13 protein-coding genes, 2 tRNA genes and 1 pseudogene are annotated in these 9,857 nt (G+C 35.7%); 15 read left to right on the top strand and 1 reads right to left on the bottom strand.

The window, feature by feature from the left end:
* Positions 1-190 precede the first annotated feature (190 nt).
* From JOD14_RS12540 to JOD14_RS12475, 14 genes are all read left to right on the top strand, one after another.
* Positions 191-424 carry a DUF1146 family protein gene (locus JOD14_RS12540; RefSeq protein ID WP_204655122.1) on the top strand — a complete coding sequence of 78 codons (234 nt, stop codon included), beginning with the start codon at positions 191-193 and terminating at the stop codon, positions 422-424.
* Positions 425-515: 91 nt separating this feature from the next.
* Positions 516-1,817, top strand: a complete 1,302-nt coding sequence (gene murA, locus JOD14_RS12535) for a UDP-N-acetylglucosamine 1-carboxyvinyltransferase (protein ID WP_204655121.1) — start codon at positions 516-518, stop codon at positions 1,815-1,817.
* Positions 1,818-1,833: 16 nt separating this feature from the next.
* Positions 1,834-2,004 (top strand): DNA-directed RNA polymerase subunit beta, encoded by a 171-nt coding sequence (locus JOD14_RS12530; protein ID WP_204655120.1) that lies wholly within the window; start codon positions 1,834-1,836, stop codon positions 2,002-2,004.
* Positions 2,005-2,210: 206 nt separating this feature from the next.
* Positions 2,211-2,486 (top strand): membrane protein insertion efficiency factor YidD, encoded by a 276-nt coding sequence (yidD, locus tag JOD14_RS12525; protein WP_204655119.1) that lies wholly within the window; start codon positions 2,211-2,213, stop codon positions 2,484-2,486.
* Between the two features lie 266 nt (positions 2,487-2,752).
* Positions 2,753-3,922 carry an ABC transporter substrate-binding protein gene (locus tag JOD14_RS12520; RefSeq protein WP_204655118.1) on the top strand — a complete coding sequence of 390 codons (1,170 nt, stop codon included), beginning with the start codon at positions 2,753-2,755 and terminating at the stop codon, positions 3,920-3,922.
* A gap of 91 nt (positions 3,923-4,013) precedes the next feature.
* Positions 4,014-4,916, top strand: a complete 903-nt coding sequence (locus JOD14_RS12515) for a branched-chain amino acid ABC transporter permease (RefSeq protein ID WP_204655117.1) — start codon at positions 4,014-4,016, stop codon at positions 4,914-4,916.
* Between the two features lie 9 nt (positions 4,917-4,925).
* Positions 4,926-5,903 carry a branched-chain amino acid ABC transporter permease gene (locus JOD14_RS12510; RefSeq protein WP_204655116.1) on the top strand — a complete coding sequence of 326 codons (978 nt, stop codon included), beginning with the start codon at positions 4,926-4,928 and terminating at the stop codon, positions 5,901-5,903.
* Complete coding sequence (locus JOD14_RS12505; RefSeq protein ID WP_204655115.1) at positions 5,884-6,660, top strand: ABC transporter ATP-binding protein; 777 nt, start codon at positions 5,884-5,886, stop codon at positions 6,658-6,660. The genes JOD14_RS12510 and JOD14_RS12505 overlap by 20 nt, the downstream gene beginning before the upstream one ends.
* On the top strand, positions 6,660-7,361 hold the full coding sequence (locus JOD14_RS12500) for an ABC transporter ATP-binding protein (protein ID WP_204655114.1): 702 nt from the start codon (positions 6,660-6,662) through the stop codon (positions 7,359-7,361). The genes JOD14_RS12505 and JOD14_RS12500 overlap by 1 nt, the downstream gene beginning before the upstream one ends.
* A 3-nt stretch (positions 7,362-7,364) precedes the next feature.
* On the top strand, positions 7,365-8,009 hold the full coding sequence (locus JOD14_RS12495) for a CBS and ACT domain-containing protein (RefSeq protein ID WP_204655113.1): 645 nt from the start codon (positions 7,365-7,367) through the stop codon (positions 8,007-8,009).
* 109 nt (positions 8,010-8,118) lie between these two features.
* Complete coding sequence (locus JOD14_RS12490) at positions 8,119-8,349, top strand: DUF2969 domain-containing protein (protein WP_204655112.1); 231 nt, start codon at positions 8,119-8,121, stop codon at positions 8,347-8,349.
* 110 nt (positions 8,350-8,459) lie between these two features.
* A tRNA-Tyr gene (locus JOD14_RS12485) sits at positions 8,460-8,543 on the top strand.
* A 1-nt stretch (position 8,544) separates the two neighbouring features.
* A tRNA-Gln gene (locus tag JOD14_RS12480) sits at positions 8,545-8,616 on the top strand.
* An 80-nt stretch (positions 8,617-8,696) separates the two neighbouring features.
* The gene (locus JOD14_RS12475; protein ID WP_204655111.1) at positions 8,697-8,861 is read left to right on the top strand and encodes a hypothetical protein; all 165 of its coding nucleotides are present in this window, start codon (positions 8,697-8,699) and stop codon (positions 8,859-8,861) included.
* Between the two features lie 58 nt (positions 8,862-8,919).
* On the opposite strand, the gene JOD14_RS12470 is transcribed toward JOD14_RS12475, so the two are convergent.
* Positions 8,920-9,555 (bottom strand): YigZ family protein, encoded by a 636-nt coding sequence (locus JOD14_RS12470; protein WP_204655110.1) that lies wholly within the window; start codon positions 9,553-9,555, stop codon positions 8,920-8,922.
* 103 nt (positions 9,556-9,658) lie between these two features.
* Here JOD14_RS12470 and JOD14_RS13450 point away from each other — a divergent pair.
* Positions 9,659-9,766: pseudogene (locus JOD14_RS13450) on the top strand (DUF7662 domain-containing protein); the annotation flags it as partial.
* Positions 9,767-9,857 lie beyond the last annotated feature (91 nt).

The raw sequence follows: 9,857 nt of genomic DNA, 5'->3' as shown, positions 1-9,857 counted from the left end.
TTAATTATAAGGGAAACAGATGCTTTTTTGTTATAGAAAGAAAAAGGGTGTTCTTACCAATTTCTTAGTAACAACACCAAATATTATAGACCCTTTTTTTTTTGAAAACAAAGAGAAATTACAAAAAAATCCTTTTAAATCGCTTGCTTTATGGTATGATACAAATGAAAATGAAAGGGAGGGAAGTTATATGCAAGTATTCGGCGTTGATGCGATTATTCGAATAACTAGCCATTTCATCTTTATTTATTTAGCTTTTTGGGCTTTAGGCTCCATTCGTTTAGATAATTTTTTTAAAGCAAACCAAGTGACCCAAATCCGATTGGTGATTGCTTTAATTTCAACGGCAGTCGGTTATATTGTAAGTACCTTTTTTTTGGAACTAATTATTTTATGTAAAAATCTTTTTATGGTAGGCTTTTAGACAGCAAAAGAAATGCATCTTGGTAAAAAGCTGTGCTATAATATAAGTACGATTTAACAAGGTATTTAACGTTTTATTTGGAGGGAACAAAATGGAAGAGATTATCGTTCAAAGTGGTAATCCATTAAAAGGATCCGTGAAAATTGAAGGAGCAAAAAATGCTGTGCTTCCTATATTAGCAGCTAGTTTATTGGCCGAAGAAGGAATTACGGTATTAGATAATGTGCCAATACTTTCAGATGTCTTGACGATGAACCAAGTGATTCATCATTTAAACGCAAAAATTACTTTTGATCAAAATAAAAATAAAGTAACAATTGATGCTCAAAACACCTTAGCAATTGAAGCACCTTATGAATATGTTAGTGAAATGCGTGCGTCAATTGTAGTAATGGGACCACTACTTGCTCGTAATGGACGAGCTAAGGTTGCGATGCCTGGAGGGTGTGCGATTGGCAAACGCCCAATTGATTTACATTTAAAAGGATTTGAAGCACTTGGCGCAACGATCATTCAAAAAGACGGCTATATTGAAGCAATTGCCTCTGAATTAATTGGTAGTAATATTTATTTAGACTTTCCTAGTGTCGGTGCAACGCAAAATATTATGATGGCAGCAGTTAAGGCCAAAGGGATAACCATTATCGATAATGCCGCACGAGAACCAGAAATTGTTGACTTGGCTAATATTTTAAATAAAATGGGCGCAAAAATTCATGGAGCTGGTACGGAGACCATTCGAATCGAAGGAGTTACGCAGTTAACAGCTGTGACACATAGTATTGTACAAGATCGCATTGAAGCAGGAACTTTTATGGTGGCTGCTGCAATGACAAAAGGGAATGTTTTAATCGAAGATGCGATTGCGGAACATAACCGACCTTTAATTTCCAAACTTATCGAAATGGGTGTGGAAGTAATTGAAGAAGAGGCAGGTATTCGGATTATTGGGCCAGAAAGATTAAAAGCAATTGAAGTAAAAACTTTACCTCACCCTGGATTCCCAACAGATATGCAAGCTCAAATGACCGCTATTCAAGCTGTTGCTAGTGGAATGAATGTGGTTTGTGAGACGGTATTTGAAAATCGTTTCCAACATTTAGAAGAAATGCGCCGAATGAATTTTAATGTTAAAATCGACGGGAATACGGCTTTTTTTGCAGGGCTGCAAGAACTACAAGGAAGCATTGTTTATGCCACTGATTTAAGAGCTGCTGCTGCATTAATCTTATTAGGCCTACGAGCAAATGGTTTAACCCGTGTACGTAATTTAAAATATTTGGATAGAGGCTATTATCAATTCCATGTGAAATTGCAGAAGTTGGGCGCGAATATCGAACGGGTTAGCAGTGAGTCGGTGTCACAAAAAGAATTTCAGATGACTTCAAATTAAAAAGAGGGGTAAAAAAATGAATCGTTATGTTGCTTATTCACTTATTCGATTATTATTGCTTATTTTGCTTATTTTCTTTTTATTTATGGTTGGTTTGATGATTGGCTATGGTGTGATTGGTGATGGTGAGCCAACAGCTGTATTTAGTGGAAATTTATGGACCAATGTACTAAAATTTATGAAATAATAAAAAAGAGCACAATTGCTTAATTGTGTTCTTTTTTGAATCTAAAAAAAAACAAATAGAAGAGGGCATACCCATCAGATGGTGCAAGTAGTCTGTTGGTGGTTATTTATTAAGTAATGTCTAAAGTGATAGTACTCAATTTTTAGTCGTTTTTCTTGTAAAAATGCCTCTTCAAAGGTATATTAAAAGAAGAAAGAGGGCTTTTTATGCAAAAAATTTTAATTCGACTCATTAGAGGGTACCAACGTTTTATATCTCCGTTGTTTCCTCCAAGTTGTCGCTATTATCCAACTTGTTCTAGTTACACGATTGAAGCGATTAAAGTACACGGTAGCTTCAAAGGAACCTTAATGGGGAGTGCTCGAATTTTTCGTTGCCATCCTTTGGTTCGAGGAGGGATTGATTACGTTCCAGTAAAATTTTCATTAAAGAGAAACACAAAAGATCAAGAAAAACCAAATTATATTTATCGCAAAAATTAGTTTTTTATTGCAAACATTTCAAACGTATAATTGTGAAATGTTTGCTCTTTTTAAGGATGGGAAAGCGGAGGAAAATCAAAAAGGGGGGGGCAGCTGATTGGTCGAATTAGGGATAAAAACAATTGAAAACGCTTTATAAAAAGGTTGTTTTAACGCTGGTAAACTAAAGTGAGTGAATTTATAAAATATTCTGAAAATTCATTGACAAAGGAAGGGAATTTGGGTATATTGAGTAACATATTCACGAAATAAAAGGGGGCAATATTATGAAAAAGAAAATGTTATTTTTATTTGCGAGTGCTTTTTTATTAACTGCATGTAGCGCAGGACCAACTGGTGGTGCAAGCGGGGAAGGAAATACGGAAGAAGCAGATACAATCAAAGTTGGTTTGAACCTTGAATTGTCTGGTGGAACAGCGGGTTATGGTATTCAAGAAAAAGAAGGTATAGAGCTTGCGGTTGAAAAAATTAATGCAGAAGGTGGCATTTTAGGTAAGCAAGTAGAGTTAGTGATCAAAGACAATAAATCAGATAACAACGAGGCAGCCAGTGTTGCAGCAAGTTTAGCAACAAATGACAAGGTTGTTGCAATTATTGGACCGGCAACTTCAGGAGCAACGAAGGCGACAATTCCGAATATTACAAAAGCACAAGTGCCAGTGATTACACCTTCAGGTACAGACGATGCCGTCACATTAAATGGTGATAAGGTGCAAGAATACGTATTCCGTTCTTGTTTCCAAGATAGCTTCCAAGGTGTCATTTTAGCGAAGTACGCACAAGATGAATTAGGAGCTAAAAATGTGGTTATTTTAGGTGATAATTCAAGTGATTACGCAATTGGTTTAAGTAAAGCGTTTAAGAGTGAATTTAAAGGTAATATTGTAATGGAAGAAAATTTCACAACCGGTGATAAAGATTTCCAAGCGATTTTAACTAAAGTTAAGAATAGTGATTTTGATGTATTGTATATTCCTGGTTATTACGAAGAAGCTGGTTTAATTATTAAACAAGCGCGTGAATTAGGAATTACACAACCTATTATTGGTGCAGATGGATTTGGTGATGAAAAAATGGTTCAATTAGCCGGTGCTGAAAACGTATCAAATGTTTTTTATACAGGACACTTTTCAACTTTAGCGCCAGCCAATGACACGGTTGAACCTTTTGTTGCAGCTTTTCAAGAGAAATACAGTAAAGAACCATCAACTTTTAATGCTTTAGCTTATGATGCAATGTTTATGTTGAAACAAGCAATCGAAGATGAGAATGCATTTGATTCAGCATCAATTACAAAAGGTTTGGCTTCAATTAAAGACTTTGCCGGGGTAACTGGGAATATTACAATTGATGAACAACACAACCCAGAGAAATCTTTAGTTGTTATTGGATTTACTGAAGGAAAAGAAACCTCAGCAGAAACGGTTAATCCATAATAAATCAATGAACTTCAAGGCTGTGGCGAAATCAAATTTAGGTTTTGCCACAGTTTTTTTCAGAAAAACAATGAATTGGAAGTGAGATAAAATGGAAATAATCATACAACAGTTAATGAATGGCCTTTTTTTAGGTAGTATTTATGCATTGATGGCTTTGGGATATACGATGGTTTATGGCATCATTAAATTAATAAACTTTGCTCATGGCGAGATTTATATGATTGGTAGTTTTATTGGGTATTTTTTAATTTTACAATTTAATCAATGGGCAATTTTTTCAGGAGCAACTGGCTTTTTTATAGCAATGATTCTTTCAATGATTCTGAGTGCGATTATTGGTGTAGTCATTGAAATTTTGGCTTATCGACCTTTACGAGGTAGTACCCGAATTTCAGCTTTGATTACGGCAATTGGTGTGTCTTACTTATTACAAAATAGTATGATTTATTTCTTTTCACCAGATACAAGACCTTTCCCACAAGCAATTACGCGAAAACTCTATACTTTCTTTGGGATTAGTGTGAGTAATATCCAACTTCTTATTTTAGGTGTATCAGTTGGTTTGATGATTCTTTTACAAATTATTGTAAAAGAAACGAAAATGGGAAAAGCAATGCGTGCGGTAAGTGTCGATCCAGACGCAGCCCAATTGATGGGAATTAATGTCAACCGAACCATCTCTTTTACCTTTGCTCTAGGTTCAGCTTTAGCGGCGGCAGGTGGGATGTTAATTGGTTTGTATTATAATTCAATTGATCCAATGATGGGGGTTGCACCAGGTTTGAAGTCGTTTGTCGCAGCTGTTTTAGGTGGAATTGGGATTATTCCAGGTGCCGCTTTAGGAGGATTTGTAATTGGTTTTATCGAAACCATTGCTTCAGCGATAGGCTTGTCAGATTATAAAGATGCGTTAGTCTATGTCATTTTGATTGTAATTTTAATTATTCGTCCGGCGGGTATTTTAGGCAAAAATATTCGTGAGAAAGTGTAGGTGTAAATGATGAAGAAAAATAGCAAATATATTATAACGTGGTCAGTGTTAATCGCGGTTGTTTATTTCGCTTTATTTACCTTATACAATACTGGGCGAATTAATTTATTTACCGATGCGATTATTGCAAATATAGGGATTAACATTATTTTAGCAGTCAGTTTAAATTTAATTATTGGTTTTGCCGGTCAATTTTCACTAGGGCATGCTGGCTTTATGGCCATCGGAGCGTATGCAACGGCGATTATAACTGCAAAAAACCCTACTTTTTTTGGTTTTGTGCTAAGTATATTGGTAGGCTTGTTGGTTTCTGGTGGTATTGCTTTATTAGTTGGGGTACCAACGTTACGTTTAAAAGGAGATTACCTAGCAATTGCCACACTAGGTATTTCAGAGATTATTCGGATATTAATTGTCAACTTTAGGGACTTAACGAATGGGCCTTCTGGAATTTTTGGTTTGCCACAATTTAGTAATTGGCAAATTATTTTTATTTTCATGGTCATTACAATTGTGTTCGTTTCAAACTATATGAACAGCAATATCGGGCGTCGAACGTTGGCGATTCGAGAAGATGAAATTGCTTCTGAGGCAATGGGCGTGAACACAACAAAATATAAAGTTCTTGCTTTTGTTGTTGGAGGGACGATTGCTAGTTTGGCAGGAAGTTTGTATGCTAGTTACCAACAAAGTGTTTTTCCAAAAGACTACACGTTTACAAAATCAATTGATGTCTTAATTATTGTTGTATTTGGTGGAATTGGTAGTACAACCGGAGCCGTTGTTTCAGCAGTCGTTCTAGGGATTATTAATATGTATCTTCAAGAATTCGGAACATTACGGATGATTGTCTACGCCTTAGCCATTATTTTAATTATGATTTTCAAGCCAAGTGGTTTATTAGGTACGAATGAATTATCCATTAAAAAGCTTTACCAACGCATTGGAAATAAAGGAGGGAAGTCCAATGACACTGCTCAGAGTTGAGAATTTAACGAAGAACTTTGGTGGGTTAACGGCGGTTTCCCACGTCAATCTCTCTTTAGAAGAAAATGAACTAGTTGGCTTAATCGGACCAAACGGCGCAGGGAAAACCACTTTATTTAATTTATTAACGGGTGTGTATGAACCAAGTTCAGGTGAAATTTCTTATACCTGGCAAGAAAAAACACTCCGCTTAAATGGAAAAAAGCCATATAAAATTGCTGAAGTTGGCCTAGCTCGAACATTCCAAAATATTCGCTTATTTAAAAATTTATCTGTTTTAGACAACGTTTTAATTGCGATGAAAGAAGAGAAACAACCTTCTTTTTTAGCTAATCTACTTCGTTTTCCGCGTTATTATCAGATTGAAAAAGAGTTAGAAGAAAAAGCACTTGAATTATTAGAGATTTTTCGCTTAGCAGATAAGGCTCATCTTTTAGCTAAAAATTTACCTTACGGGGAGCAACGACGTTTAGAAATTGTCCGCGCTTTGGCGACGGAACCCAAGCTTTTATTTTTAGATGAACCCGCGGCTGGAATGAACCCGCAAGAAACAGCGGAATTAACAGATTTGATTTATCAAATTCAAAAGGAATTCCAATTGACGATTATTTTAATTGAGCATGACATGAATTTAGTTATGGATGTTTGTCAAAGAATTTATGTGTTGGAATACGGTCAAGTGATTGCAGAAGGTACCCCTTTAGAAATAAGAAATAACCCACGAGTAATTGAAGCTTATTTAGGAGGGGAACTGTAATGTTAAAAATTGAAAATTTAACGGTCAAATATGGATTAATTGAAGCGATTCATGACGTTTCCTTTTCGGTAAATCAAGGCGAAATTGTTTCTTTAATTGGGGCAAATGGGGCTGGGAAAACGTCCATTTTACGAACGATTTCTGGTTTAGTTCGTCCATCACAAGGTTCAATTACTTTTGAAGGAGCAGCTATCGAAAAAGAAGCCCCGCAAAAAATTGTTGCAAAAGGACTTTCTCATGTGCCAGAAGGGCGCCATATTTTTGCTGGTTTAACAGTCCAAGAAAATCTTGAAATGGGTGCTTTTTTACGAAAAGATAAAAATTTACAAGATGAGTATGAGGCAGTCTATACCCGCTTTCCTATTTTGAAAGAAAGAAGAAAGCAAGATGCGGCAACTTTATCTGGTGGTGAGCAACAAATGTTAGCAATGGGACGTGCGCTAATGTCAAAACCGAAATTATTACTGCTTGATGAGCCTTCTATGGGACTGGCGCCAATTTTTATTCGAGAAATATTTTTAATTATTGAAGAAATTAAAAAACAAGGGACCACGGTATTGCTCATTGAACAAAATGCGAATATGGCTCTTTCGATTGCAGATCGCGGTTACGTTTTAGAGACAGGTAAAATTGTTCTTGAAGGCACTGGAAAAGAACTACTAGCAAGTGATTCTGTTAAAAAAGCTTATCTAGGAGGATAAAAAATGAGTGTTAGAGATTTTATGTCAAAAGACTTAATAACGGTTAATGCAGACACACCAATATTTGATGCTATCGACTTAATGAAAAAAAACAAAATTCATCGCTTACCAGTCGTTGAGGGGCGTAAATTAATCGGTCTAATTACAGAAGGAGTGATTCAAGAAGCGTTACCTTCAAAAGCGACTAGTCTCAGCGTTTATGAAGTGAATTACTTGTTGAATAAAACCAATGTAAAAGATATTATGATCAAAAAAGTTGAAACAACGAAGCCGGATGCATTATTAGAGGATGCAATTGCTCAAATGCGTGAAAAAAATGTAGGCGTGTTACCGGTTCTAGAAAATGATGCCATCATTGGTATCATTACGAATAACGATATTTTTGATGCGTTTTTAAAAATTACGGGCTATTATGCAGGAGGGACCCGAATCAGCATCTTTATTGAAGAAGACCACCCTGGGATACTTGCTGACCTCACTAAATTATTTGCTAGCCATGAACTGAGTATCTTAACAATTGTCGTGAACCATTTAAAACAAGGCACAATCGTTGAAATCCAAGTTGAATCAAAAGACCCCTCTCGCGTAAAAGAGCTGGTTACACAAGCTGGTTACGAAGTTTTGAGTGCGGTTTTAACGAACCAATAATTAAAAGGTAAATCAGAAATGCACACAGACGTGTATTTCTGATTTATTTGTCATTTTTAACTATTAATAATATAAATTTATGCTAAAATATAGGTCGAGGTGAAAAAATATGAAGAAAAATAAAGACATCCAAATTCGAATTGAAGAAACTAAACGTGTATTAAAAGGCGTAGAGTATGAAGTTGCTGAGCTTTATATTGGTAAAAAAAAGATGGGTGAAATTTTAGAATACGGCCCAAAAGATTTTCAAGCATTTATTGATAACGATTCAATTGGTGGTAATAAAACATTTGATTTAGCTTTAGAATCGATTATTCGTCACTGGAATTTACACGAGTAAAAGGTTTTCTTAAATAATATTTCAACGAATAAAAAAAGTTTAAAAAAACTCTTGCAATTTATTCGATAATTGGTTATTATAACTAAGTCAGGTTTTTTACGAAACCTTTTGGAGGAATAGCGAAGTGGCTAAACGCGACGGACTGTAAATCCGTTCCTTAGGGTTCAGTGGTTCGAATCCACTTTCCTCCACCATTGGGGTATAGCCAAGCGGTAAGGCAAGGGACTTTGACTCCCTCATGCGTTGGTTCGAATCCAGCTACCCCAGTTCTTTAGAGTAACGTTTATCGTTGCTCTTTTTTTGTATTTGCGGTAATCTTAGTTATAATAAGGATTGGAGTGTTTTAGATGAAAATCAATTTCCGGATCAAAGAAAAAGTAGTAGAAGTGGCAGAGCATCTTTACGATCTTTCTAAAAGAGATGTTGTGGTGAATGTGACTAAAAAAGGTGTAAAAACAACGGAAAAACGTCCAACAAAGCGCACAATTAAGTGGCGAGCAAAAGGGCACTAATTTTTTCGTAATTGAACAGAGTGCGGCCGTATCTTTAGTGGCGCACTCTGTTCAAAACTTATTCTCTTGTTACGAGTTGTTCGACATAACCATAATTACCTTCCTTGAGTTCAACATTTCCATGCAATAAATCAATCAACTGTTCTTCAAAAGAAACAGCGTCTTTTACTAAAACACAAAAGGTAACGTTCTCTAAAAAAAGTGTTTCCTTAATAGTATAATCATTTGTTTCAAGAAAATGTTGTAACTTTCCAGACAATGAGTAATCAACTGTTGCGAAAATTTCTTGTTGAGGAGTGGCTTCAACGATTCCAATTTCTTCAAGCATGGTAGACACGGCACTTGAATAAGCACGAATTAATCCGCCCGCGCCAAGCTTGACTCCGCCAAAATAACGAGTAACAACAACAACAACATCGACAAGTTGGTTATTTTTTAGAACTTCAAGCATCGGGACGCCTGCTGTACCGCTAGGCTCGCCGTCATCACTTGAACGTAAAACTTCCGCTTTTTTCCCGAGAATATACGCACTACAATTATGATTTGCTTTCCAATGTTCTTTTTTAATTGCTTGAATATATTCACGTGCTTCTTCTTCAGAGGAAACTCTTTTAGCAAAGCAAATAAAGCGTGATTTTTTTATTTCTATCTCTACCTGGCCATCCGTTCGAATTGTCCGGTATTTTTCTAGCATGAAATCACTCCTTTTTATTTGAGTATAGTGAATCTTTTGAAATGTTTCAATGAATAAATAGAATCGAGAGGTTTAAAATCTAGGTAGAAAGAGGAGGGGGGAAATGATTTTGAATGGACGAAAGAAAAAATATGATTCGATTACAAACTATATTCGAGAAAATGGCGGCAATCAAGTGACATTGACGTTTACTCAAATAAATGAATTACTAAAACTTGAAACATAAAAAGTGCACACGAATCTCATGATATCAAGCAAATAACCCGATAATTTAGTTTCAAGCAACCCACTTCAACTGGTTT

Source organism: Enterococcus lemanii (assembly GCF_016909125.1).
Lineage (GTDB): Bacteria > Bacillota > Bacilli > Lactobacillales > Enterococcaceae > Enterococcus_I > Enterococcus_I lemanii.
Note: the sequence above shows the minus strand (reverse complement) of the source record. Positions and strands in the feature narration are given on the sequence as shown.

Bases quoted from the DNA above. Each gene is read 5' to 3' on its own strand.
- murA (WP_204655121.1), top strand. From the start codon at position 516: ATGGAAGAGATTATCGTTCAAAGTGGTAATCCATTAAAAGGATCCGTG.
- JOD14_RS12520 (WP_204655118.1), top strand. From the start codon at position 2,753: ATGAAAAAGAAAATGTTATTTTTATTTGCGAGTGCTTTTTTATTAACT.
- yidD (WP_204655119.1), top strand. From the start codon at position 2,211: ATGCAAAAAATTTTAATTCGACTCATTAGAGGGTACCAACGTTTTATA.
- JOD14_RS12475 (WP_204655111.1), top strand. From the start codon at position 8,697: ATGAAAATCAATTTCCGGATCAAAGAAAAAGTAGTAGAAGTGGCAGAG.
- JOD14_RS12530 (WP_204655120.1), top strand. From the start codon at position 1,834: ATGAATCGTTATGTTGCTTATTCACTTATTCGATTATTATTGCTTATT.
- JOD14_RS12540 (WP_204655122.1), top strand. From the start codon at position 191: ATGCAAGTATTCGGCGTTGATGCGATTATTCGAATAACTAGCCATTTC.
- JOD14_RS12495 (WP_204655113.1), top strand. From the start codon at position 7,365: ATGAGTGTTAGAGATTTTATGTCAAAAGACTTAATAACGGTTAATGCA.
- JOD14_RS12470 (WP_204655110.1), bottom strand. From the start codon at position 9,555: ATGCTAGAAAAATACCGGACAATTCGAACGGATGGCCAGGTAGAGATA.
- JOD14_RS12515 (WP_204655117.1), top strand. From the start codon at position 4,014: ATGGAAATAATCATACAACAGTTAATGAATGGCCTTTTTTTAGGTAGT.
- JOD14_RS12510 (WP_204655116.1), top strand. From the start codon at position 4,926: ATGAAGAAAAATAGCAAATATATTATAACGTGGTCAGTGTTAATCGCG.
- JOD14_RS12505 (WP_204655115.1), top strand. From the start codon at position 5,884: ATGACACTGCTCAGAGTTGAGAATTTAACGAAGAACTTTGGTGGGTTA.
- JOD14_RS12500 (WP_204655114.1), top strand. From the start codon at position 6,660: ATGTTAAAAATTGAAAATTTAACGGTCAAATATGGATTAATTGAAGCG.
- JOD14_RS12490 (WP_204655112.1), top strand. From the start codon at position 8,119: ATGAAGAAAAATAAAGACATCCAAATTCGAATTGAAGAAACTAAACGT.